We start from the raw sequence: 23,094 nt of genomic DNA, 5'->3' as shown, positions 1-23,094 counted from the left end.
TGGGCCGGGCCCGGCCTGTGTCGGGACGGATCTGCGGAGTTACGTGAGGACAGGTGCGGAGGTACGCACCGAGGGCCGCGCCGGTGTCTGCGGGGTGGCGCGGCGGTACGTGCGGGCGCTCAGCCCGCGGCTGCGGCCTTGAGCGCCTCGGCCCGGTCGGTGCGCTCCCAGGTGAAGTCGGGGAGCTCGCGGCCGAAGTGGCCGTAGGCGGCCGTCTGGGCGTAGATCGGGCGCAGCAGGTCGAGGTCGCGGATGATGGCGGCCGGGCGGAGGTCGAAGACCTCGGCGATGGCGTGCTCTATGCGGTCGGTGTCGACGGTGGCGGTGCCGAAGGTCTCGACGAAGAGACCGACCGGCTCGGCCTTGCCGATCGCGTACGCGACCTGGACCTCGCAGCGGGTGGCGAGGCCCGCGGCGACGACGTTCTTGGCGACCCAGCGCATCGCGTACGCGGCGGAGCGGTCCACCTTGGAGGGGTCCTTGCCCGAGAAGGCGCCGCCGCCGTGCCGGGCCATGCCGCCGTACGTGTCGATGATGATCTTGCGGCCGGTCAGACCCGCGTCACCCATCGGGCCGCCGATCTCGAAACGCCCGGTCGGGTTGACCAGGAGGCGGTAGCCCTCGGTGTCGAGCTTGATGCCGTCGGCGGCGAGCTGGTGCAGGACGTGCTCGACGACGTGTTCCCGGATGTCGGGGGCGAGCAGCCCGTCCAGGTCGATGTCGGCCGCGTGCTGCGAGGAGACGACCACGGTGTCGAGGCGGACTGCCTTGTCGCCGTCGTACTCGATGGTGACCTGGGTCTTGCCGTCGGGACGCAGGTAGGGCACGGTGCCGTCCTTGCGGACCTCGGTGAGGCGGTGCGAGAGCCGGTGCGCGAGGTGGATCGGCAGCGGCATCAGCTCGGGGGTCTCGTCGCAGGCGTAGCCGAACATCAGGCCCTGGTCGCCCGCGCCCTGCTTGTCGAGCTCGTCCCCTGCGGCACCGTCGGCGGAGCCCTCGACGCGCTTCTCGTACGCGGTGTCGACGCCCTGCGCGATGTCCGGGGACTGCGCGCCGATGGACAGGGAGACGCCGCACGAGGCGCCGTCGAAGCCCTTGGCCGACGAGTCGTAGCCGATCTCCAGGACCTTCTCGCGGACCAGGGCGGCGATCGGGGCGTACGCCTTCGTGGTCACCTCTCCCGCGATGTGCACCAGGCCGGTCGTGATCATCGTCTCGACGGCGACGCGGGAGGCGGGGTCCTCGGTGAGGAGCGCGTCGAGGATGGTGTCGCTGATCTGGTCGGCGATCTTGTCGGGGTGGCCCTCGGTCACGGACTCCGAGGTGAACAGACGGCGGGACATGTCACTCCTGATGGGTTCGGCTGAGGGAGGGTCTGACGGGGCGGGGTGGTGCGGGGGTGGTGCGGTCCGAGGTGTCGTACGGCGCTCGGCGGCGTCCTGCGGGGGCGGCCCTGTACCGCTCGTCGGTGTCATGCGGCGTCCGTTCCGGCCGCCGCCACCGTGCTCTCCAGGGCGCGGGCCAGCACCCGCAGCGGCTCGGCGCCGCCCTCGGGGCCGCCGCCGGTCGCGACCGGCGGCGGGCGCCAGCCGTGCGCGGCGACCCGGGCGGCGGCCTGCCGGGCGAGGTCGCCCGTGCCGGAGAACCCGCCGAGGAACACCGGCTCCTGCCGGGCCAGCCCGGGACGCAACGCCTCCAGGCACTGATCCAGGCCCACGCCCGCGGGCAGTACGGCCAGCGCCTGCGGCCCCTCGTAGAGGCCGGGGAGCGGGTCGTAGCACCCGGCCGGGGAGCCCGCCGCGGGCAGCACCCAGACGGTGCCCGCCCCCGGCCGCGCAGCCGGTCGCAACTCCCGTACAGACAAGGGAAGTTGCGGGTTCGCGTGCGGTACGGGAAACCCGTCCAGCAGGTCCAGCGCGCCGGACACGTCGAGCGCGCCGCGCCCGTCGGACAGCGCCCGCAGCAGCCGCGCGGTCTGCGCGAGGAGCGAGGCCGCCTCGGCGTCCGGGAACCGGGCGCGGTCGTGCACGCAGGTCAGCACGAGTCCGCCCGCGGTGTCGTGCCGGGCGACCAGGGTGAGGGGCAGCGCGGAGGGCGCCACGAGGACCTCCGGCTCGTCCACCCGTACGCCCTGCGCCGCGAGTTCGTTCGCCAGTGCGGCGGCGGAGACCGCGGACGCGGCGGACGTGGTCCCGTACGGGCCGCTGCCGGGCGCGGCCACGAGGCCGACGGTCGGCGGCGGTTCGAAGACGACGAGCGACTCGGCGCGCGGCCCGGCGGACCGGCCGTCGGCGCCGCGGGGCGCCCCTCGGGAATCCGGCGCCCCGCGGGAGTCCGGCGCCGCGCCGTCGGGGGCCGGTCCCCCGGCGGCCGTCCAGCGCTCGATCTGCCCGCCGGAGACCCATTCGTACGCCGCCCGCTCCAGCGCACGCGCGCCCAGCGTGTCCAGCAGCCGCGCCACCGGCAGCCCGGACGTCAGCCGCACGTGCAGCGGGTGGCAGCCGCGCAGCGGCCCGGAGAGCAGCTCTGCGCCCGGCAGACCGACGCCCCGGCCGGAGACGGCCACCTTGAACGCCACGGACACCGGGTCCCGCGTGTGCGGCGGCGCTCCGGCCGCCCGGTACAGCAGCAGCGCCCACACCGCCTGGAGCGCGGTCGACTCGGCGGCCCCCTGCCCGGCCGCCCAGGTCCGCAGCCGCGCCGCCTCCGCCGGGGTGAGCCGCTCGCGGAACCACTCGTGCCCCTGCCGCTCCCGCGCCCCGCCGGGTGTGCCGGGCAGCGGGACCGACGGCAGGGCGGGCAGCGTGACGGTGTCCCGCGGCGCGGCGGCGTACCGCATCCAGAACTCCCGGGCGGCCACCGCGTCCTGCCGCGACAGCCACTTCGCGTGGTCCCGCACGTCCGGTCGGCGCGCGCCGCCGAGAGGCCGGCCGCCCGCTGCGTACGCACGCAGGAAGGAGCGCAGCAGGGCGCGCATGCTGCGCCCGTCGAGGAAGGCGTGGTGGTAGGTGAACAGCAGCCGGGTGACCCGGGCCAGGTCCGCCGCACCCGGCGCGCCCGGGCCCGCGAGCAGCGTCACCCGCAGCTGTCCGGCCCGGCGCAGGTCGAACTCCCGCAGCCGCTCGTTCCGTACCAGGGTCGGCCAGTCGGCCCCGCTGTCCGCACCGTGGTAGGCGATCCGCGGGACCACCCGGGGGTGGACGGTCAGCGCGGGCGGCGCCCCGGTGGGCGGGGCGAGCCCGGTGCGCAGGACCGCGTCCCCGTCGTAGAGCGCCTGCCACGCGGCGACGAAGCGCGGTACGTCCAGCGGCCCGCGCCAGCGCACCGCCAGCTGCTCGACATGGACACCGGCCCCAGGGCGCACCAGCGCGTCGAGCAGCAGGTCCTGCTGGGAGGGGGAGGCGGGCACGTGCAGCGGGCCGCGGCCCTGCGGCCCGCCGCTGCGCGCGGGGCGTGGGCGTGGCTGCTCCGACGAGGCCATCGGTTTCCTTCCTCCTCCCCGGTCAGGGGTCGGTCGGTGCACACCCGGGCCGGGGCTCCGGCGTCCGGGACGGGGGCTCGGGGCGGCCGTTCAGAGCGGCCGGACGGCGGATTCGGCGTGCCGGGCGGCGAGGGCGAGCGTGGCCCTGCTCCGGCGCCCGAGCGTCTCGCGTACGTGACTGCGGGCCTGCGCAAGGGTGGTTCCGGCCCCCAGGACCTCGGTGACGGCCTCCTCGCGCAGCAGGACGCTGTGCCGGCAGACGGCCGTCACGTCCCGCGTGCCCGGCGTCAGCGACCACTCCGTGACGTGCTCGGCGCACAGCCGCGACGGCACGGTCGCCTTCTCGACGATCCGGTAGGCGGCCGGGAAGCACAGCCGTACGGCCTCGGTGCTCTCGGTGGTGCGCACCGCCCCTTCGGCGACCAGGCTCTCCACGCGCACCCGCTGCACGCCGGGCGACAGTTCGCTCAGCTCCACCTCGGCCACGTGCGGGACGACGGCCGGCCAGTCCCCGATCCGGTACAGGAAGTCGTGCAGGAGCTCCGGCGGGGCCTTGACGGTGAGCTCGTCCTCGAAGGTGAGGAGGAGTTCGGCGTCCCGGTCCGCGTTCTCGGCCGCCGCCTTGACGCGGTCGAGCTCGGCCCGGCTGTTGGTGTCGGTGGCGAGCCGCAGCCAGGCCTCGTCGTCGGGCAGCCCTGCGGCCACCGTGAAGTCGTGGTCGAGGGTGAGCCTGCACCGGCCCCCGCCCAGTTCGTCCACGCTCCACCGCCCGCCCATGGCCAGGGCGGGTGCGGCCGGGGTCTCGTGCCGGAAGGAGATACGGCGCGCGACGGGGTCCATGGTCCGCCGGGAGAACCAGGACTTCACCTCGCCGTTGGCCGTGACCCACATCTGGAAGCGGTCCAGCTCCCCGTCCAGGTCGAGCCGTTCCACGTGCACGGTGGGCGGCATGACGAGCGGCCACCGGGTGGTGTCCGAGATCAGCCCGTACACCACCGCGGCGGGCGCCTGCACCTCCACCGTGTACGCCGTGCGAAGTACCCGCTCGCCTGGCATCGGCTCACCTGACATCGGCTCCACCCTTCTCGACCTTGGACAACGAATGTGCCCAATGCCGCCGGAGAGGAGGTGGAGATGCGCTTGAACCCGCCCCGCGGACCATGTCCGGGTCCGCCGTGCTCGCCCTGGCCGCCCCGCGCACCATGACCGGGCGGGTCCTACAGCACCGCGGAACGAGCCGCGGAGAGCGCCTGGTTGACCAGGGCGAGGTAGCGGCGGGGCGTGTAGGCCTCGTCGAGTTCCTCCTCGTCGAGCACCAGGGCGTAGTCGCGCTCGACCCGGCCGGTGGTCTCCAGCATGGCCAGCGAGTCGTAGCCGAGGTCCCCGAACTCGGTGTCGAGGATCTCCCCGTCGAGGTCGATCCCCTCCTCCTGGCCCGCGCACTCGCGCAACAGCCTTACCAGGTCCGCCAGTTGCATCGGCTCCCGCTCCATGGGCCGTACCTTTCCGTCGTCTGTCGTCCGTCTTGCGTCTTGCGTCTTGCGTCTTGCGTCGTACGTCCTGCGCGTGCGCGTGCCGTCAGGGGGCCCGTACGACGGCCGCCGAGTTGAAGCCGCCCCGGCCCCGGGCCAGCACCAGGACGGTGCGCAGCTCCACACCCGTACGGGGGGTGCCGGTGACGAGGTCCACCGGGCAGTCGGCGGCCGGGCGTTCGGTGCCGGTGGTCGGCGGGATGACCTGGTCGCGCAGGGCGAGCAGGGCAGCCGCCAGGTCCAGTGCGGCGCCGCCCGCCGCCAGCCGCCCGGCCATGCTCTTGGGCGCCGTGACGGGCACCCCGTACGGCCCGAAGAGGGCGGCGATGGCCTCGGCCTCCGCCCGGTCGGCGTCGCGCTCCCCCGCGCCGTCCGCGAGCACGAGGTCGACGTCCGCCGGTACGCACCCGGCGTCGGCGAGCGCCAGCGCCGCCGCGTCGGCGAGTCCCGACCGCTCGGGCGAGGCGTCGAAGGTGGCCGAGTGCCCGGCCAGGCTCCCGTACACCCGGGCGCCCCGCTCGGCGGCGGCGGCCGCGTCCTCCAGCACGAGCAGCGCCCCGCCCTCCCCCACCACATGGCCGCAGGCGTCCTCGGCGAACGGCCGGTAGGCGCGCGCGGGATCCTCGCAGGTGCTCATGCCGCCACCGGCGAGGTAGGCGGCCCAGCCCCACGGGCACAGCGCCGAGTCGAGACCGCCGGTCACCACCAGCCGGGCACCCTTGCGGATCTGGCGGCGGGCGTGCGCGACCGCGTCGAGGCCGCCCGCCTGCTCGGAGACCACCACGCCCGACGCGCCGCGCAGGCCGTGCTTGATGGAGATCTGGCCGCTGTTGACGGCGTAGAACCAGGCGAAGGACTGGTACGCGCTGACGTGCTGGGGCCCCCGGCTCCACAGCGCCTGCAGTTCGCGCTGGCCGAACTCGAAGCCGCCCGCCGAGTTCGAGGTGACGACTCCCGCCGCGTACGGGGGCAGCGCCGCGAGGTCGACACCTGCGTGGTCCAGGGCCTCCTGGGCGGCGGCCAGCGACAGCCGGGTGACCCGGTCGGTCTGCGGCAGCAGCCGGCTGGAGACATGGTCCTCGTCGACGAAGCCTGGCACCTCCCCGGCCAGCCGCACCGGGTAGGGCGAGGCGTCGAAGCGGGTGACCGGACCGATGCCGCTCTGCCCGCGCAGCACGGACGCCCACCAGGTGCCGGCGCCGAGCCCGCCGGGGGCGGCGACGCCGATGCCCGTGAAGACGGCGGTGGTCGGCGGCGCCTCGACGCTTGCGGCGGGGGTGCTGGTGGTGGCGGTCATGCGGCTGCTCCCCTCAGGCGCGGGCGGTTCAGGATCATCGCGCTCTGGAACCCGCCGAAGCCGCTGCCGACGGTGAGCACGGTGTCGGTGCGCTGCTCGCGGGCGGTGAGCGGGGTGTAGTCGAGGTCGCAGGCCGGGTCGCTCTCGTGCAGGTTCGCCGTCGGCGGCACCACCCCGTGCTCGATGGTGAGCGCGCACGCGGCGACCTCCAGCGCGCCGACCGCGCCCAGGGAGTGCCCGATCATCGACTTGATCGAGCTGACCGGCACCTCGTACGCGCGCCCGCCCAGGCTCAGCTTGAACGCCTCGGTCTCGTGCCGGTCGTTCTGCTTGGTCCCCGAGCCGTGCGCGTTGACGTAGTCCACCGCGCCGGGGTCCAGCCGGGCCTCGTCGAGGGCGCAGCGGACGGCCTCGGCCATCTCCGCGCCGTCGGCCCGCAGCCCGGTCATGTGGTACGCGTTGCTGCGCGAGGCGAACCCGGAGATCTCCGCGTACGCGTGGGCGCCGCGCCGCCGTGCGTGCTCCAGCTCCTCGACGACCAGCACGGCCGCGCCCTCACCGAGCACGAAGCCGTTGCGGGTCCGGTCGAAGGGGCGGGACGCGGTGGCCGGGGTGTCGTTGCGCGCGGTGGTGGCCCTGATGGCGTCGAAGCAGGCCAGGCTGATCGGGGAGATCGGCGCCTCGGCCGCGCCGGTCACCATCACGTCCGCGCTGCCCTCGCGGATCAGCTCGACGGCGTGCCCGATCGCGTCCAGGCCCGAGGTGCAGCCCGTGGACACCAGCGACACCGGACCTCCCACGCCCGCGGTACGGGCCACCTCGGCCGCCATCGAGGACGGCACGAAGTAGTCGTGGAGGTGCTCGGGGGCCCTGGTGTGGTCGACCAGCAGGCGCTGTCCCCGGTCGCTGACCCGGTCGTACCCGTGGTCCAGGGAGGTGGTGCAGCCCAGTGCGCTGCCCAGGGTGACCCCGCACCTGCCGGGGTCACCCAGGGCGGTGAGCCCGCTGTCGGCGAGCGCCTCGCGCGCACTGACGACCGCGAACTGGGCCGCCCTGTCCAGGCGTTGCACGTCCGCCTGGCCGAGCCCCTGCTCCAGCGGGTCGAAGTCGGCCTCGGCCGCGACCTGTGAGCGGTACGGCGCGGGGTCCAGGAGGGTGAGGGTGCGGGTGGCGGTGCGTCCGGAGGTGAGCAGGGACCAGAACTCCTTGGTGCCGGGCCTGCCGGGGGCGACGACCCCGATGCCCGTGATGACCGCGCGTCTCATCGTCGTGCCCCCAGCGGTTGGTGTCGTGGTACCTCCGTCGAGCGTCGCCGACGGGGCTGCGGCGGTACTGGAGCGCGGCTGGAGCCGCGCCTGGTGCGGCCCGCTCCGCGGCGGTCCTGGTGCGGCCTGCTCCGCCGCGGGCCGGGTACGGACTGCTCCGCCGCGGGCCGGCCGCGGTTCAGTGCGTCAGGCTCTGCGCGTACCGCTTGGCGTGGTTCAGCGTCGCGGTGCTGTTGCGGCCCAGAGCCTCGCGGACGTACGTACGGGCCGAGGAGAGGGTGGCCTCCTCGCCGAGGACGGCGGTGATGTTCTCCTCGCGCAGGATCACGCTGTGCCGCGAGGTGACGGTGGTGCCGTGCGCGTCACCGGTCACCGTCCAGCAGCCGGTGTGCGCCTCCATCAGGGCGGGGGTGCGGGTCTGCTTGTAGACGATGCGCCCGGACTCCGGGAGGCAGACCCGTACCGACTCGGTGGTGTGCGAGGCGCCGTCGGCGGTCAGGGTGTCCATCGTCATGACCTGCACCGGACCGTCCTCGTCCACCTCCAGCCGCGAGACGTGCGGCAGCAGCCGCTGCCAGTCGGCGACCCGCTGCAGAAAGCCGTAGACCGGCTCGGCGGGGGCGGCCACGTGCACGGAGTCCTCGAAGGACAGCACCAGTTCGTCCAGGCGCGCCCAGCGTTCGCCGAGCCGGGCGATGTTGGCCAGCTCCGCGCGGCTGTTGGTGTCGGTGGCCCGCTCCACCCAGGCCACGTCCTCGGCCCGGTCACCGGGGACCGAGAAGTCGTGCAGCAGGGTCAGTCTGGCGCGCTCGGCGCCGCGCGGTTCGACCACCCAGGCGCCGGACATCGCGGCGAGCGGCGGCGCGGGCACCTCCTGGCGGAACGCGACCCGCCGGGCGGCGGCGTCCAGCCGGCGGTGCGAGGTCCAGTGCGACACCCGGCCGCCCGCGGTGGCCCACATCGCCAGGTGCTCGTCGGTGCCGTCGGAGGCGAGCCGCTCCACGTGGACGTTCGGGCCGAAGAACAGCGGCCAGCCGGTGGCGTCCGCGATCAGCCCGTAGACCGCGCCCGCCGGGGCGTCGACGTCCGTGGTGTGGACGGTGCGGTGGACACGTCCTGCCGCCGCCGGGCCGGCGGCAGCGGTGACCGGTGCCGTCGTCGTGGTCATCGCGATCCCTCCAAGACTCGGGTGGTGCTCACGACCGTGTCCGAGACCGCTGGAGAGGTGGCGGAGGAACGCTGGAGGACCACAGGACCCAGCACGGACAGTGCCTCGCGCAGGCGCCGCGCCGTCAGCCGGTCGCCGCCCGCCGCCAGATACCCGTCGGGCCGCACCAGCGCCCAGCCGCCACCGCCCGCCGCGAACCCGAGGGCCTCCCGCAGCAGCCCGCCCGGGTCGGTCAGCGGCACGCCGCCGCCGTCCCCCGGAGCTCCGCCGCCCACGGCCCGTACCGAAAGCCACTCCCCCGCTCCCGCGGCCACGTCGGCCGCCGTCGTGCTCGCCCGGCCGCCGTCCGGTGCGTACAGCAAGGTCCAGCGCACGTCGCGGAGTTCGGCGTACAGCGCCTCGGCCGCCGGTCCCGCGGGCAGCCCCGCCGCCACCGCGGCGGCGCGCGACCCGGCGGCCGGCCGCAGCCTGCCGCCCGGGGTGGTCAGCGGGGACCCGGCGTAGTGCCGCAGCAGCCCCGACATGCCGCCGAGCACCTTGCGCTGGATCTTCCCGCGCAGCGCGGGGACCTTCCGTACGACGGAGAAGACGACCGGCAGCATCACCGGTGCGAGGGTGTTCTTGAACTGCACCAGGAAGGTGGCCTTGCGGGTGGAGCCGAGCAGCGCCCGGCCCACCGGCACCCGCTCCTGACTGTACGTGGCGAGCAGGGGGCGCCCGGCCTGGCCGCGGGCGACCATGGCGAGCTTCCAGGCGAGGTTGTAGGCCTCCTGGATCCCGGTGTTCATGCCCTGGCCCGAGGCGGGGCTGTGCACGTGCGCCGCGTCGCCCGCCACGAAGACGCGGCCCTCGCTCATGTTCGGCACCATGCGCTGCTGGAAGGTGAAGACGGACGTCCACGACGGCTCGCCGACCCGCACCGTACGGCCGAGTCCTGCGCTGAGCTTCGCGGAGAACCGGGCGGCGGCCTCGGTGGGCGTCTCGGCGGCGGCCCCGGGGCCCGGGGCGGTGTCGAGCAGCCGCCAGTACCCCTCGCGCAGGTAGGGCACCATCATCAGGGCGTGCCCGTCCGCGTGGGCCCAGTAGATGGTGTCGGGCGGCAGGTCCATGGCCACGGGCGCGTCGGCCAGCTGCCAGGTCTCGCTGGACTCGCCGAGCAGTGGCAGACCGAGCTGCCCGCGCACGGTGGAGTGCCCGCCGTCGCAACCGACCAGCCACGGTGTCCGGAAATCCTCCAACTTGCCGTCCGGGTGCGTCAGTTGGGCCCGTACGCCGTCCTCGTCCTGGTCGAGTCCGGTGAGCCGCACCCCCCACTCGGGCCGTACCCCGAGCGCCGCGCAGGCCTCGCGCAGCAGTTCCTCGGTACGGGTCTGCTCGATGACGACGGTGTACGGGAAGCGGGTGGGCATCGCCGCGTAGTCGGCCTGCAGCCGCACCAGGCGCCGTCCCGCCGAGTACATCGTGAACGCCTTGTTGTGCCGCCCGGCCGCGAGCACCGGCCCTGCCACGCCCATCTGGTCGAAGGTCTCCAGGGTGCGGGGGTGGACGGCCACCGCACGGCTGGTGCGGGCGGGGCCAAGGGCTGCGTCGACGAGCCGGACGCTCACTCCCCTGCGGGCCAGTTCGTGTGCGGCGGTCAGGCCGACGGGTCCCGCGCCGACGACGAGGACCGGGTTGTCGGGGAAGGTCGCCATGGGGTCTCCTCTTGCCGGGGTCGTGGCGGGGCGGGTCGTGCGGCGGATGGTGCGGGGGGCCGGGTCGTGCGGGTCTCCTCGGGCGGCCGGGTGCGGTTCAGGCGGCGGCTTCGAGGGCCGCCCGGTCCTGGAGGCTGCGGCGCAGTCCGCGCCGTTCGGGCTTGCCTACGGGGGTGCGGGGCACGGAGTCGACCACCTCGATGCGGCGGATCTGCTCGAAGCCGGCCAGCTGTGCGTTGGCCCCGTCCGCGATGGAGTCGAGGGTGTCGAGCAGGTCGGGCACACCGGGGTCACGGAGCACGATCCCGGCCCAGGTGACGGCGCCGTGGCGGGGGTGCGGCCAGTCGGCCACCACGCAGTCGGCGACCCGGGGGTCCTGGGCGAGCACGTGCTCGACGGCGGTGGGCGAGACGAGTTCGTTGTCGTACTTGAAGACGTCGCCGAGCCGGTCCACCAGGGTCAGTTCGCCGTCGTCGTCGACCCGGCCGATGTCACCGGTGGAGAACCAGCCGTCGCCGTCGGCCGGGCCCGTCCGGGCGTGAAGGTAACCGGCCATCAGCTGCGGCCCGCGCACCTGCACCTCGCCCGTGGTGTGCGCGCCCACCGGCTGCCGGGACTCCAGGTGCACGACGCGGCACTCGGTGCCCGGCAGGGGGCGGCCGACCGTTCCTCGGCTGGGGGAGCCGGGGCGCTGGCAGTGCGTGAGCGGGGAGAGCTCGGCCATCCCGTACCCCTGCACGACGGGGACGCCGAGCCGGTCGGCGAGCGTGCGGGCGGTGGCGGGGGCGAGCGCGGTGCCGCCGGAGAGGACGACGGTCAGCGCGGGCCCGGCGGGCACGCCCTCGACGGGACGCGGGCCGGCGAGCAGGGAGGCCGTCCGGTGCAGTCTGGCGGGCAGCCCGTAGTAGTGCGTGGCGCGGGTGCGGGCGGCCAGGGCGAGGGAGGCCAGCGGGTCGGGGTCGGTGCACAGCACCTGGCAGGCGCCCGCGAACACGGCGGAGTTCAGGTGCATCGGGTGGAAGAGCGGCAGGTGGTTGAGGGTGACGGAACCGGTGTCCAGGAGGTGGGCGGCGGCGGTCTGTGCCGCGTTCGCCACGAGGTTGCGGTGGGTGAGCCGGACCGCGCGGGGCGCCCCGGTCGTGCCCGTCGTGAACTGGATGCAGGCGTCCGCGCCGGGGTCCGCGGGCGGGAACCACACCCCCTCGCAGGGCCCACCGAGGGCCTCCGCGAGCGGCATCGCGTCGAGCGCCTCCGCGAGCGGCGACCCACCGAGCGCCTCCGCGAGCGGCGACCCACCGAGGGCCTCCGCGTGCGGCCGCCACTCGCCCGGCGCCGGATCGCCAGGCGTCCCCGCGTGGCCGGTGTCGGTCACGACCACGGCGCGCAGCGCGGGCAGCCTCTCGCGCAGCCCGGCCAGCAGTTCGGCGGTCGCGGACGGTACGAAGGCGACCTCGACGGCGGCGGTGGTGAGGACGTGCACCAGGCCGGGGCCCTTGAGCAGCGGGTTGACCAGGACGGCGGTGTTCCCGCTGCGCACCGCGCCGTAGTAGGCGGCGGGGAACTCCCGGCCGAGAGTGTGGGCCACGCCGATCCTGGCCCCCCGGGAGCCTCCGGCCAGCCGTGCCACGCAGGCGGCGAACCGGTCGGTGAGCGCGTCGAGTTCCGCGAACGTCGTCGTCACCGGCGCAGCCCCGCCGCCCTCGATGCGCAGCGCGCAGCCGTCCGGGTCGCGCTCGGCCGCGCGGCGCAGCAGCCCGTCCAGGGGAAGCTCGGGGTAGGTGAATCTCGGCACTGCGGGCTCCTCCTCGTCCCACGGGGGTCCAGGGCCCCACCCTCGGTCCGGCCGCTTGAGGAATCTTCGAAGGGCGCTCGATGTGCCGTACAGATGCTGAGGAGCACCCACCCGGACCCGGTGGGGGAAAACTGGAGGAAGGGAGCCCACCGGCATGACGTCCCTCATCGCCGCCGCGGCGGCACCGGCAGAGCAACTGACCACGAGGACGACGGAGTTCGGCGCCCTGTACGCCGAGGTCCAGCAGTTCTACGCGCACCAGATGCAGCTCTTCGACTCGTTCCTGGCCGAGCCGTGGGCGGGCACCTTCACCCAGGACGCCGTCTTCGACGTACCGACGCTTGAGCGGCCGTTGCGCGGGCGCACCGAACTGGCCGCGTCGGTACGGCACAACGAGGAGGCCGCCCGCCGCAGCGGCGAGCGGATGCGGCACTGGCTCGGCATGATCGACGTCGGCGCGCACCCGGACGGCTCGCTGCGCACGCGTGCCTATGCGCTGGTGTACGTGACCACGCACGGCGGGAGCCCGAAGGTGCACCGGGTGTGTGTCATGCAGGACACCCTGGTGCGCAGGCGGGGCAGCCTGCGCACCGCGCACCGCCTGGTCACCCGCGACGACCTGGCGTAGCCCGCGCCGTGCGTCCGCCGTGGGTCACACGCGGCGCAGCACCAGCGCGCTCTGGGTCCCGCCGAAGCCGCTGCCGACCGCCAGGGCCGTCGCGGTGCGCTGCTCGCGGGCGGTGAGCGGGGTGTAGTCGAGGTCGCAGTCCGGGTCGCTCTCGTGCAGGTTCGCGGTCGGCGGGATGACGCCGTGCTCGACGGCCAGCAGGCAGGCCGCAGCCCCGAGGGCGCCCAGTGCGCCGAGCGAGTAGCCGAGCATGGAGGCCACCGCGCTGATGGGCACGCGGTGTGCGTGCGGTCCCAGGGCCCGTTTGAGGGCGGTCGTCTCGTGGATGTCGCCGCGCCGGGTGCCCGCTCCGTGGGCGGCGACGTGGTCCACGGCGCCGGGGTCCAGGCGGGCCTCGTCGAGCGCGATCCTGACGGCTTCGGCGAGTTCGGTGCCGTCGGCCCGCAACCCGGTCATGTGGTAGGCGTTGCTGCGCGCGCCGAACCCGGCGATCTCGGCGTAGACGTGGGCGCCGCGGCGCCGGGCGTGCCCGAACTCCTCGACGACGAGGACGGCGGCGCCCTCGCCGAGCACGAGGCCGTCCCGGTTGCGGTCGAAGGGCCGGGCGGCCCCCGCCGGGTCCTCGTTGCAGTGGTACGAGGCGAGGCGCACGGCGTCGAAGCCCGCCAGCACGACCGGTGAGACGGGCGCCTCGCAGCCGCCGGTGACGACCACGTCCGCGCTGCCCTCGCGGACCAGTTCGGCGGCGTGCCCGATCGCGTCGAGGCCGGAGGTGCAGCCGGAGGACAGCAGGGCCACCGGTCCCCTGGCGCCGACGGCGCGGGCCGCCTCGGCCGCCATCGAGGACGGCGCGAGGTAGTCGTACAACCGTTCCGGGGCGGGCGGTGCGGCCCGCGCCGGGCCCGCCGTCCGCTCGCGGCTCGCGGCGTACTCCCGGTCGAGCGCGCTCGCGCAGCCGAGTGCGCTGCCCAGGGCGAGTGCGCAGCGGCGCGGGTCGAAGCTGTCCGCCGCGAGGGGGCCGGCGAGTCCGCTGTCGGCCATCGCCTCCCGGGAGGCGGCGACGGCGAACTGGGTGGCCCGGTCGAGGCGCAGGGCCTCGTCCAGGCTGAGTCCGTGGGCCAGTTCGTCGAAGTCGGCCTCGGCGGCGACCTGGGAGCGGAACCCGGAGGCATCGAAGCGGGTCAGTGTGCGGGTGGCGGTGCGCCCGGAGGTGAGCAGGTCCCAGAAGCCGCGCACCCCGGTGCCGCCGGGCGCCACCACACCCAGGCCGGTGACGACGGCCCGCCTCACCGGCCCGTCCCCACGGCCGCCGTACGTACCGCCCAAGGTGTTGCCGAGGGCCCTCCCGAGGGCGCCGCGGTGCGGGCCACCACCCGGGCGGCCCGCCCGACGAGCCGGGGCAGCGCCGCGTCCCGTACGAAGAAGTGCCCGCCCGGCACGGTGCGCCGGGTGAACGGGCCGGTGCTCCAGCGCTGCCAGCCGGCCATCGCGGCGGGCGGTGCCAGCGGGTCGTCCCGTCCGGCGACTGCCAGGACCGGTACCGGCAGCGGCCCGCCGTACGCCATGTCCCCGCCGGGTCCCGCTCCTGCCCCTGCCTGCGTGCGCAGTGCGTCGGCCAGCCTGAAGTCGTCGCGCAGGACGGGCAGTGCGGTGCGGTGCCACAGGTCGCCGGGCTCGGTGCCGCCGGGCACGGAGCCGAAGGTGTCCAGCACCCGGAGCAGTTCGGCGTCCGGCAGGTCCGCGCAGTGGGCCAGAGCGACGGGTGCGTCAGGTGGCGGCAGCGCTCCGACGGCCAGCAGCGCGGGCAGCGCGAGCCTCTTCTTGTGCAAAGAGCAAACGAGTGCGCAGGAGATGAGCCCGCCCAGGCTGTGCCCGTACAGCAGATAGGGCTCCCCGCTGCGCACCACGGGCCCGACCACCGCGGCGATGTCGTCCAGCAGCTCAGCTGTGCTGGTGGGGCGCGGCTCGCGGCGGCGCCCGTCCCGGCCGGGCAGCAGAACCGGCACGATCTCCACATCCGGGCCCAGCAGCCTCGGCCAGCGCCGGAAGGCGGAAACACCAGCGCCCGCATGTGCGAAGCACAGCACTCGTACCCGCATGCCCGTCCTTCCGTCCGGCCGCCGGTGGTACGCCGGTCAGGCCGCGTACAGGTTGAAGGTCGAGCCGCGGCGCGGTCCCGCGCTGACGTCCAGGGCGGGGTCGACCGCGAGCATCGCCTGGTGCAGCCGCTGGACCTGACGGGAGGGCTCGACCCCGAGGTCGTCGATCAGGCGGGCGCGCAGCTTGCGGAAGACGTCGAGGGCGGAGGCCTGCCGGCCCGCCCGGTAGAGCGCCACCATCGCCTGGGAGTGCAGGCCCTCGTGCTGGGGGTGACGGGCGATCAGTTCGGTGAGTTCGGCGAGGAGTTCGCTGTGCCTGCCGAGTCTGAGGTCCGCGTCGATGCGGCGCTCGACGGTGCCCAGGCGGCTCTCCTCCAGCCGCATCACCTCGATCTCCAGGATGGGCCCCACCCGTACGTCGACCAGTGCGGGTCCCTGCCACAGCGCGAGCGCCCGGCGCAGCATGGTGGCCGCGCTGTCGTCGTCGCCCTGCTCGTAGGCGGCGTGGCCGTCCGTCACCAGCTGTTCGTAGGTGTGGACGTCGACGCAGTCGGGCGGAATCTGCAGCAGGTATCCGCCGTGCCGGGTCGCGAGCACTTCCTTGGCGCCGCCGGGGGCGCCGGGCCCCATGGCCGTGCCGAGCCTTCGGCGCAGATGGAGTATGTACGTCTGGAGGGTGGTCAGGGCGCTGTGCGGCAGCTCCGTCCCCCAGATCTCTTCCATGAGTGTCGGTACGGGTATGACTCGGCCAGGGTAGAGCGCGAGCAGCGCCAGGATCTGGCGCGGCTTTCTGGCTGTCGGAACGATGGATCCCCCGTTGACCTCTGCACTCAACGGACCCAGAACTTGAATCTCCACGGTCCCCTCCGTCGCGATAGCCCAGTTCCCGTCGATTTCCAGCCGTCGACCCGTGAAAGGTAGCCGGGCTGGGTCCGTTCGGTCAGGAAGCTCTAGCGAGCATCGAGCGGCTTTCCACGTACCGCTCGGAGCAGGGGCCGCGGGCCCCGGGAAGGGGCGGGCGGTGCCGGGTGATTACGGCGTGATCACCGTCGGAGGGGTGTCCTTCGGGACGGCAGGTGATTACGGCGTAATCACCCCGTGGGTGATTACGCCGTAATCACCCACGGGCCGGGGCGCCCGCCGCTGCCGCGTCCGTGGGCCGTTCACAGCGGGAGGGTTATGCCGAGCTCCTGCATGGCGGAGGACGGCGGGCCGCCCTCCGAGCGTTCGGTCTTGCGGCCCTTGGTGCCCGGGGCCAGGGTGCGCGGGTCCACGGCCTCGGCGGGCGCCCCGCTGGAGTACAGCCCGTCGGGGGCGGTGTCGCGGTCGTGCGGGAGCAGCCAGAACACCCGGCGGCGGAAGGTGCCCGACGAGCGGGAGGACTTGGCGCCGGGGCCCAGTACGGCGTATCCGACCATCCGGCCGTCCCGGTGGTAGGCCGGCTTGCCGCGCCGGGTCGGCAGCCGGTCCAGGCTCTGCCGTACGTAGTCGAGATCGCTGACGTCCTCCAGCCAGACAAGATCGATTTCGTGGAGGATCTCGTCCTCTGCGATGAGGGCGCTCATGCTGTCTCCTCGTCGGCGAGCAGTCCGATGCCCGGGTAGTACTTGCGCTGGTTCGACAGGATCATCTGCTTGGGCGAGGCCAGACCCACTGCCTCCCGGACCCTCACCGCGAACGCGCGTGAGGAGATGGCGGGTGCGCCCTCATTTTGACACCACGTCCGATAGGCGGCGTACAGCTGTGCCTGTTCCGCCCTGAGGTCGGGGTCGAGCGCGCAGGACTCGCCGAGGAAGCGCCCGGTGTGGTCCTCGGTCTCCGCGTAGGCGGTGGTGGCGATGCGTACCCGCTCGGGGCCGGTCAGGTTCTTCTCGCCGCGCAGGTAGCGGCGGGCGCCGTCGATCAGCCAGTTGAGGATGCCCGCGCCCTCCTCGGTGACGAGGATGTCCGCCAGGTTGTCGATCTTGCGGTCGTCGGAGACCACCCGCTCGAAGGGGATCAGCCGCATCCTGCGCCAGAAGGCGAAGCCGCCGGTGCCGACCTCGGGGCGGTGGTTGCCGAGCAGCCAGAGCTTGTGGGTGGGCTCGAAGCTGAAGAAGTCCTGGCGCATCCGGCGGGCCTTGATGCGGTCGCCGCCGGTGAGCAGCTTGACCCTGGCCTCGTCGAACTTGTCCCCCGGCTTGACCTCGCTGCACACGATGACCCGGCGGCCGTGGAGTTCGGCCAGGTCGGTGGGGTGGCCCTCGTACGGGCGGGACATCAGGAAGCCGGGCGGGGCCGCGTCCGCGTAGTCGCCCAGCAGCTTGATCAGGACGTCCAGGAGCACGGACTTGCCGTTCTTGCCCGAGCCGAAGAGGAACGGCATGACCTGGCCGCCGACGTCGCCCGTCACCGAGTAGCCGAGCAGCAGGTGCAGGAAGTCGATCATCTCCTCGCCCTCGGCGCCGTCGCCGAAGGTGTCGGTGAGGAACCGGTTCCAGCGCGGGGTGGCCATCGGCTGCGGCCCGAGCGAGGTGGAGCGCGAGTGGAAGTCCTTGTCGGGGTCGGGGGTGCGGATCGCGCCGGTGCGCAGGTCGACGATGCCCGCCGGTGTGCACAGGGCGTACGGGTCCGCGTCCAGGAGCGCGGCGTTGAGCACCATGCCCGGGGCCGACCTGGCCTGGGTCAGCATCGCGTTCATGCCGCTGGTGCTCAGGGCACGGCGGCGGTGCTGCTGCAGCGACGTGCTGGTGTAGACACCGCGCGGGTCGGTGAGTGCGATGGACTCGGCCAGGTCCCCGGCCGCCCATATCACCGTGTCGTCCTCGTCGATCTGCCAGCGCGAACTGTCCCAGCGGTACCAGCCCAGGCCGGGCACGTGCCGGTAGTCGTTGGCGTAGAGCCTGACGAACAGCTTGGCGTTGCCCCGGTCGGTGAGGGTGTCGGGCAGCAGTCCCTGCGCGGTGGCCGGCGGGGTGCTCGGCGCGGCCTGGGCGGGCAGCTCGGCGGGGGCCTGCGCGAGGATCTGCGCGGCCACGGCCTGGGCGTCGAAGAGGGTCCCCTCGTTGTTGCCGCTCACCTGCGGTCCCCCAGTGACAGCGGGCGCAGGGAACCCGCGCTCAGTCCGCTGCGGATGATCGGGGCGTAACGACGCTCCTGGCCGGGGCGGGCCCGTTCGGCCACCTCTCTCAGGATGTGCTCGGCCTCGTTTTCCTTCAGATGTCCCGCGGCCACCAGTCCCCCCGCCGTGTAGGCAGCTCTGTTGAGTTTCTCCGAGAAGGCCGCCCCCTCGGGGGCGGTGGCGCAGCCCGCCACTTCCGCAAGCACCCGAGAAAGGGCTCTGAGGGGGCTCTGACGGCCTCCCCCGGCCGCGATGACCGCCTGGCGCGCCCGGGGCGGTACAGGCCGCGGAGCGGGCGTGTGGGCGGTCGCCAGGTGCCCGGTGCGCTCCAGCTCCCGGGCCAGCCAGTCGGGCAGCAGTGCCGGTTCCCGTACGCCGCCGACCGGGGTGTAGGCGCCCGCCCTGGTCGTGGTCCCCGGCGCGACGATGTAGCCGCCGTGTGCCCGTACGTCGACCTGCCAGGCCAGCGCCCGCCCGGGGCCCGAGCCCGTGGAGCAGCGCCAGTGGTGGCTGCGCCGGGCCCGGTACCAGACGTGCAGGCCCCCCGAGGGGGTGCGTACCCGCAGGGTGGCCGTGTCGTCCGCGGGGCTGGTGGTGCCGCGCAGGGCGGCCAGCACGGCGAGCGTGTGGAAGCCGTTGGCCAGTCCGGCCAGGTCGACGTCGGCGGAGATGCTGATCCCGGGCAGCAGCCGGTCGCGGTTCGGCAGCTGTTGCGGGTGCGCGTCGATGTCGATGACGACGAGCCCGGCGGGCCCGCACGCCACGCCCGTACCGAGGCCCGGTGTGCTCCCCCACCACTGCTCGATCCTGGCCGGATCGAGGGTGGCCGCGTGAAACCCGTGGCACCAGCGGCCCGCGGCCGGGCAGGCGCATCCCTGGTGGGTGTGGCCCGGCGCGCGGCACGACTCGCAGTTGCCCGCGGGGGTCTTGCGGCCCGGCGCCAGCGGGTGGACCGGCCAGCCCCGGGCAGCACACCACCTGGCAGTCGCCAGCGACGCGGCGGTACCAGGGCGCCCAGAACTCGACTCGCCTGAGTCGCTGCGGAAAAACCGCAGGTCAGGAGCCATGCATATCCCCTACTCAGCGACCGAAGCGACTCAACGACAGACATAGCCTAGCGAAGCTGGAGTGGCATGGGGGGTACTTGTTCCCATTCCGGGTGTGTCGATGACGGACCGTTCCTGACCCACTCAACACGGTCCAGCGACTGACGCTTCGCACCCCAGCGACCGAGGGTTTTCGGTAGCTGTTCAGTCGCTGAGAAGAAACCGCAGGTCAGAGGCGTTGCAGAGACCCTAACAGCGACTGAAGCGACTCTAGCTCTCTATATATGACGCACACGCGCACACGCCAATGTCTTCATATACCCGGACTCCGAGTCGCTTCAGTCGCTGTTACCCCTGTGTACCCCACTTGACCTGGGCTTTTGTCAGCTACTGAGGCAGCTACTGAACGGGGTCCCAGTCGCTTTCCTTCAGTCGCTGCCCCCGTTGACCCAGCGACCGAGCAGCGACCGAGCGACCGGGAGCGACTCAAGTTTTCCCGTATTCCGGGTCCGTCCGGCTTCCAGAGTGATTCGAGCGACCGAAGTGACCCATGCCCGAAAACCACCGTTAGGCGCCCGACGACACCGGCCCCCCAGGGCCCCCTGCGCGACCGGGCCGCTTTTGTCTTTTCCCCGGACCCGGACCCCTTGCTGCCTTCACGTACAACGCACCGACCGGCTACTGCCTTTACGTACAAGAAGAGTGAAAGCTAACGTGTCTATGCGTCACATGGGGCCGGGAGTTAGTAATGTGACGCCATGGCATCTCCCCCCGCGCAGGGTGACCGCGACAAGGTCGTCTCGAAGCTCCCGTCCTGGCTCCGCCAGGAACTCAAGATCCGTACCGCCCAACTGGGCGTCGACATCCAGGAAGCCGTCGCCCAGGGCACCGCGGACTGGCGCAGTCTGGGCTCGAACCTCTCCCCCGTCGACACCTCCGGCGCCGAGTCGTTCGCCACGCTGCTCCCGGCCGGCCTGTGGGAGGAGTTCCGTACCGCGTGCAAGGCCCGGGGGGTCTCCCTCGTCCAAGGTCTCGCCCAGTCGGTCCAGTTGTGGCTGGAGAAGAACCCGGCCCCGGCCGTCCGCAGGCCCGCCTTCACCAAGCGCCTCATCGTGTGCAACCAGAAGGGCGGGGTCGGCAAGACCGCCATCACCGCGGGTACCGGGGAGGCCCTCGCCGAGGACGCGCTCTCGCTCTACCCGGTCAGGGTCTCCCGCCACTTCGCGGCGCTGACCGAGGACGGCCCGCAGTCCCACCTGGAGTCCGAGCTGCTGCCCGGCCCAGGTCTGCGGGTCCTGCTCGTCGACTTCGACCCGCAGGGCCACCTGACCAAGCAGCTCGGCCAGGAGACCCTGCCGATGACCGGCGAGAGCCTGACCAAGCACATGTCCGGCGAGGCCACGGCCCCCGTCAAGGACCTCGTCGTCACCATCGAGGACGAGCGCTTCGGGGACCGGCTGCACCTCCTGCCCGCCTGTACCGACGCCTTCCTCCTGGACGTCAAGCTCTCCTCGGTACGCGCCAGGGAGGCAGCCCTGGAGCGGGCCCTGGCACCCCTGGAGGATGATTACGACGTAGTCATCGTCGACTGCCCGCCCAGCCTCGGGCTGAGCATGGACGCAGCCGTCTACTACGGCCGCAGGCGCCCCGAGGAGCCTTCCGGGAACTCCGGCGTCCTGATCGTCGTACAGGCCGAGGACAGTTCCGCCGACGCCTACGACCTGCTGACCGCCCAGATCGCGGACCTGCGGGACGACCTGGCGCTCGACATCAACTACCTGGGCATCGTGGTCAACCAGTACGACAGCAGGCGCGGTTTCATCGCCACGTCCTCCCTCCAGGCCTGGACGGACATCAAGGACCCGAGGGTCGTCGGTGTGATCGGTGACCTCAAGGAGCAGAAGGAAGCCGTACGGGTCAAGCGCCCGCTGCTGGCCTACGCGCCCAAGTCCGAACAGGCGGTGGCGCTGCGCGCACTGGCCCGGGAGATCTCATGAGCAGCAAGGCCAGCAGGCTCGGCGCCAGCGCCTCCTTCGGCAACGCCCGCCCCGTCAGCGCCCGGCGCGCCGCCATCAACAGCGCGACCAAGGCCCCGACGGAGGGCGCCCCTCCCCCGGTCGTCCTGCCGGTGGGGAGCATCAGCCTGAACCCCGCGAACCCCAGGGCGACCCTCGGCGACCTCTCCGCCCTCGCGGGCAGCCTCAGGGACCACGGGCAGAAGCAGGCCGTCACATTGATGGCCAGGGACTCCTACCTGGCCGCCAACCCTGGCCAGCAGGAACACCTCGAACCGGACACCGCTTACGTCGTCATCGACGGCAACAGCCGGCTGGCGGCCGCCCGCGAGGCCGGCCTGCCGACCATCAAGGTCATGGTCGACGACGAGCTGGGCAGCGACCCCGACGAACTCCTGGAGTCCGCACTGGTCGCCAACATCCACCGCCAGGCCCTGGCCCCCCTCGACGAGGCCCGCGCCCTCCAGTCGCTGCTCGCCGTCCACGGCAGCCAGCGCAAACTGGCGTCACGCCTGCACCGCTCCCAGGGCTGGGTCGCCCAGCGGCTGGCACTGCTCGGGCTCACCCCCGAACTCCAGCAGCGACTGGAGCGCAAGGAGGTACCGGTCGAGCTGCTGCGGGCGGTGGGCAACAAGCCCGCGGAGGAACAGGAAGCCGAGTTCGAGCGCCTCAGGCAGCTCAGAACCCAGGAGGAGACCACCGCCCCCGCCGTCCCCGCCACCGCACCCGACGGCCCGCAAAGTGATTACGCCGTAATCACCCCGAGCGCCCCGCCCACGGGACCGACCTCCGACCGGCAAGGTGATTACGGCGTAATCACCTCCGCCCCGGAGCACACCCCGACGGCTGCTCCGACCGCCCCGAGCACCCCGAGTGATTACGCCGTAATCACCCCGAAGCCGCCGCGGGCCGCCCCGCAGCAGCCCGGGACAGCCTCCCCGAGGCCCCCGCGCCAGGCTGCGGCAGCTGACCGTACGGCGGTGGACGCCATGCCCTGGGAGGACCCGCAGGCCGTCCTCAAGGTCGCCGAGCGGTGGATGACACCGGAGAACTTCCGGACGCTGCTGAAGCTGGCTGAGGAGACCTCGGCCTGACACGGGGACGGCCCGGGGCGGACGCCGTGGGGTGGGGTCGGGCCGGGTGAAGTGATTACGGCGTAATCACTTCACCCGGCCGACGGGACGAGTGATTACGCCGTAATCACCTGCGCCGGTTGGTGCTCGGTGCCGATCGAGGGGGCCGGGTGATTACGCCGTAATCACCCGGGGCTCTCCTCCAGGGGCCGCGCCCCCGGTAACCGGCTCGTCGGGGCAACTCCGCGCGAAAGTCGCTTGAGTCGCTTCGGTCGCTTCTGTTGCTGCGGGGACGGGTGGGGGATGGAAGGACGGGAGCGGGAGCGGCACGGGCCGCCCGTGCCGCTGGCCGCTGGCCGCTCAAAGTGATTACGGCGTAATCACCTCGCTCCCTGGCTGGGCGGTGCGGGTCGCTGACCGCCCCCAGGTGATTACGCCGTAATCACTCCCTCGCCCCATCGAGCCGCACGAGCCACCGCTCGCCGCCCTCAAGTGATTACGCCGTAATCACTTCGCCCCGCCCCACCGGCGAGCGCGGTCGTCAGCCTCCGGGTGATTACGCCGTAATCACTTCGACCCGCCCCCGCCCGTGAGCACGGTCGCCAGCCCCTGGGTGATTACGCCGTAATCACCTCACCCTCGCCCGCGGCTCCACCGACGGGCACCGTCCTCACCCCCTGAGTGATTACGCCGTAATCACTCCCACCCGTCCTCCGTCCCACGGACCACCGCCCGCCGCCCGCCGTCCTCAAGTGATTACGCCGTAATCACCCGACGGCCGGTCCGGCCGAGCGGCCCTCGCCGACGTTCAGGTGATTACGGCGTAATCACCCAGCCCCTCGGCCGAGCGGAGCGGGTCGCCGCGTCCCCAGGTGATTACGCCGTAATCACCCCGAGCCCCACA

The 23,094-nt window shown here is 73.3% G+C and carries 18 protein-coding genes; 3 read left to right on the top strand and 15 right to left on the bottom strand.

All coding sequences use genetic code 11. The features are described from left to right. Positions 1-119: 119 nt before the first annotated feature. From metK to ACIQM4_RS33145, 9 genes are all read right to left on the bottom strand, one after another. Complete coding sequence (metK, locus tag ACIQM4_RS33185; protein WP_401599081.1) at positions 120-1,343, bottom strand: methionine adenosyltransferase; 1,224 nt, start codon at positions 1,341-1,343, stop codon at positions 120-122. Between the two features lie 128 nt (positions 1,344-1,471). Further along, complete coding sequence (locus tag ACIQM4_RS33180; RefSeq protein ID WP_401599079.1) at positions 1,472-3,481, bottom strand: condensation domain-containing protein; 2,010 nt, start codon at positions 3,479-3,481, stop codon at positions 1,472-1,474. Between the two features lie 90 nt (positions 3,482-3,571). Next, on the bottom strand, positions 3,572-4,552 hold the full coding sequence (locus ACIQM4_RS33175) for an SRPBCC family protein (RefSeq protein ID WP_401599077.1): 981 nt from the start codon (positions 4,550-4,552) through the stop codon (positions 3,572-3,574). Between the two features lie 146 nt (positions 4,553-4,698). Further along, entirely contained in the window at positions 4,699-4,974 is a 276-nt protein-coding gene (locus ACIQM4_RS33170) for an acyl carrier protein (RefSeq protein WP_401599075.1), read from the bottom strand. A gap of 85 nt (positions 4,975-5,059) precedes the next feature. Continuing rightward, positions 5,060-6,310: a beta-ketoacyl synthase N-terminal-like domain-containing protein gene (locus tag ACIQM4_RS33165; RefSeq protein ID WP_401599073.1), complete on the bottom strand. Its 1,251-nt coding sequence runs from the start codon at positions 6,308-6,310 to the stop codon at positions 5,060-5,062. Continuing rightward, a complete protein-coding gene (locus ACIQM4_RS33160) occupies positions 6,307-7,575 on the bottom strand; it encodes a beta-ketoacyl-[acyl-carrier-protein] synthase family protein (protein WP_401599071.1) in 1,269 nt (422 codons plus the stop codon). The genes ACIQM4_RS33165 and ACIQM4_RS33160 overlap by 4 nt, the downstream gene beginning before the upstream one ends. 178 nt (positions 7,576-7,753) lie before the next feature. Next, entirely contained in the window at positions 7,754-8,743 is a 990-nt protein-coding gene (locus ACIQM4_RS33155; protein ID WP_401599070.1) for an aromatase/cyclase, read from the bottom strand. Beyond that, on the bottom strand, positions 8,740-10,437 hold the full coding sequence (locus tag ACIQM4_RS33150; RefSeq protein WP_401599069.1) for an FAD-dependent oxidoreductase: 1,698 nt from the start codon (positions 10,435-10,437) through the stop codon (positions 8,740-8,742). Before ACIQM4_RS33150 ends, ACIQM4_RS33155 begins: the two co-directional genes overlap by 4 nt. A 97-nt stretch (positions 10,438-10,534) precedes the next feature. Next, positions 10,535-12,229: a class I adenylate-forming enzyme family protein gene (locus ACIQM4_RS33145; protein WP_401599067.1), complete on the bottom strand. Its 1,695-nt coding sequence runs from the start codon at positions 12,227-12,229 to the stop codon at positions 10,535-10,537. A 154-nt stretch (positions 12,230-12,383) separates the two neighbouring features. Between ACIQM4_RS33145 and ACIQM4_RS33140 the strand changes: the two genes are divergently transcribed. Further along, entirely contained in the window at positions 12,384-12,857 is a 474-nt protein-coding gene (locus ACIQM4_RS33140) for a nuclear transport factor 2 family protein (RefSeq protein ID WP_401599065.1), read from the top strand. A gap of 24 nt (positions 12,858-12,881) precedes the next feature. Here the strand turns inward: ACIQM4_RS33140 and ACIQM4_RS33135 are convergent, their stop codons facing one another. From ACIQM4_RS33135 to ACIQM4_RS33110, 6 genes are all read right to left on the bottom strand, one after another. Then, entirely contained in the window at positions 12,882-14,147 is a 1,266-nt protein-coding gene (locus tag ACIQM4_RS33135; protein ID WP_401599064.1) for a beta-ketoacyl-[acyl-carrier-protein] synthase family protein, read from the bottom strand. Continuing rightward, positions 14,144-14,956: a thioesterase II family protein gene (locus ACIQM4_RS33130; protein WP_401599062.1), complete on the bottom strand. Its 813-nt coding sequence runs from the start codon at positions 14,954-14,956 to the stop codon at positions 14,144-14,146. The genes ACIQM4_RS33135 and ACIQM4_RS33130 overlap by 4 nt, the downstream gene beginning before the upstream one ends. Positions 14,957-14,992: 36 nt before the next feature. Next, positions 14,993-15,814, bottom strand: coding sequence for a BTAD domain-containing putative transcriptional regulator (locus ACIQM4_RS33125; RefSeq protein ID WP_401599060.1), 822 nt, complete (start codon positions 15,812-15,814; stop codon positions 14,993-14,995). 305 nt (positions 15,815-16,119) lie between these two features. Further along, on the bottom strand, positions 16,120-16,521 hold the full coding sequence (locus tag ACIQM4_RS33120; protein ID WP_401599058.1) for a DUF6009 family protein: 402 nt from the start codon (positions 16,519-16,521) through the stop codon (positions 16,120-16,122). Continuing rightward, a complete protein-coding gene (locus ACIQM4_RS33115; RefSeq protein WP_401599056.1) occupies positions 16,518-18,014 on the bottom strand; it encodes a phage/plasmid primase, P4 family in 1,497 nt (498 codons plus the stop codon). The genes ACIQM4_RS33120 and ACIQM4_RS33115 overlap by 4 nt, the downstream gene beginning before the upstream one ends. Further along, positions 18,011-19,123: a bifunctional DNA primase/polymerase gene (locus ACIQM4_RS33110; RefSeq protein ID WP_401599054.1), complete on the bottom strand. Its 1,113-nt coding sequence runs from the start codon at positions 19,121-19,123 to the stop codon at positions 18,011-18,013. Before ACIQM4_RS33110 ends, ACIQM4_RS33115 begins: the two co-directional genes overlap by 4 nt. Before the next feature lie 737 nt (positions 19,124-19,860). Here ACIQM4_RS33110 and ACIQM4_RS33105 point away from each other — a divergent pair. Beyond that, on the top strand, positions 19,861-21,099 hold the full coding sequence (locus tag ACIQM4_RS33105; protein ID WP_401599052.1) for a ParA family protein: 1,239 nt from the start codon (positions 19,861-19,863) through the stop codon (positions 21,097-21,099). Further along, on the top strand, positions 21,096-22,211 hold the full coding sequence (locus ACIQM4_RS33100) for a ParB/RepB/Spo0J family partition protein (RefSeq protein ID WP_401599050.1): 1,116 nt from the start codon (positions 21,096-21,098) through the stop codon (positions 22,209-22,211). Before ACIQM4_RS33105 ends, ACIQM4_RS33100 begins: the two co-directional genes overlap by 4 nt. The last annotated feature ends 883 nt before the right edge of the window (positions 22,212-23,094 follow it).

Origin of the sequence: Streptomyces sp. NPDC091272 (genome assembly GCF_044757485.1) — a bacterium.
Classification (GTDB): domain Bacteria; phylum Actinomycetota; class Actinomycetes; order Streptomycetales; family Streptomycetaceae; genus Streptomyces.
The sequence above is the reverse complement of the archived record's forward strand: the minus strand, read 5'-3'. Positions and strand labels throughout refer to the sequence as shown.

Coding starts and splice junctions, on each gene's coding strand:
- metK (WP_401599081.1), bottom strand. CDS start 1,343: ATGTCCCGCCGTCTGTTCACCTCGGAGTCCGTGACCGAGGGCCACCCC.
- ACIQM4_RS33150 (WP_401599069.1), bottom strand. CDS start 10,437: ATGGCGACCTTCCCCGACAACCCGGTCCTCGTCGTCGGCGCGGGACCC.
- ACIQM4_RS33180 (WP_401599079.1), bottom strand. CDS start 3,481: ATGGCCTCGTCGGAGCAGCCACGCCCACGCCCCGCGCGCAGCGGCGGG.
- ACIQM4_RS33170 (WP_401599075.1), bottom strand. CDS start 4,974: ATGGAGCGGGAGCCGATGCAACTGGCGGACCTGGTAAGGCTGTTGCGC.
- ACIQM4_RS33100 (WP_401599050.1), top strand. CDS start 21,096: ATGAGCAGCAAGGCCAGCAGGCTCGGCGCCAGCGCCTCCTTCGGCAAC.
- ACIQM4_RS33110 (WP_401599054.1), bottom strand. CDS start 19,123: ATGGCTCCTGACCTGCGGTTTTTCCGCAGCGACTCAGGCGAGTCGAGT.
- ACIQM4_RS33140 (WP_401599065.1), top strand. CDS start 12,384: ATGACGTCCCTCATCGCCGCCGCGGCGGCACCGGCAGAGCAACTGACC.
- ACIQM4_RS33160 (WP_401599071.1), bottom strand. CDS start 7,575: ATGAGACGCGCGGTCATCACGGGCATCGGGGTCGTCGCCCCCGGCAGG.
- ACIQM4_RS33130 (WP_401599062.1), bottom strand. CDS start 14,956: ATGCGGGTACGAGTGCTGTGCTTCGCACATGCGGGCGCTGGTGTTTCC.
- ACIQM4_RS33120 (WP_401599058.1), bottom strand. CDS start 16,521: ATGAGCGCCCTCATCGCAGAGGACGAGATCCTCCACGAAATCGATCTT.
- ACIQM4_RS33175 (WP_401599077.1), bottom strand. CDS start 4,552: ATGTCAGGTGAGCCGATGCCAGGCGAGCGGGTACTTCGCACGGCGTAC.
- ACIQM4_RS33165 (WP_401599073.1), bottom strand. CDS start 6,310: ATGACCGCCACCACCAGCACCCCCGCCGCAAGCGTCGAGGCGCCGCCG.
- ACIQM4_RS33155 (WP_401599070.1), bottom strand. CDS start 8,743: ATGACCACGACGACGGCACCGGTCACCGCTGCCGCCGGCCCGGCGGCG.
- ACIQM4_RS33105 (WP_401599052.1), top strand. CDS start 19,861: ATGGCATCTCCCCCCGCGCAGGGTGACCGCGACAAGGTCGTCTCGAAG.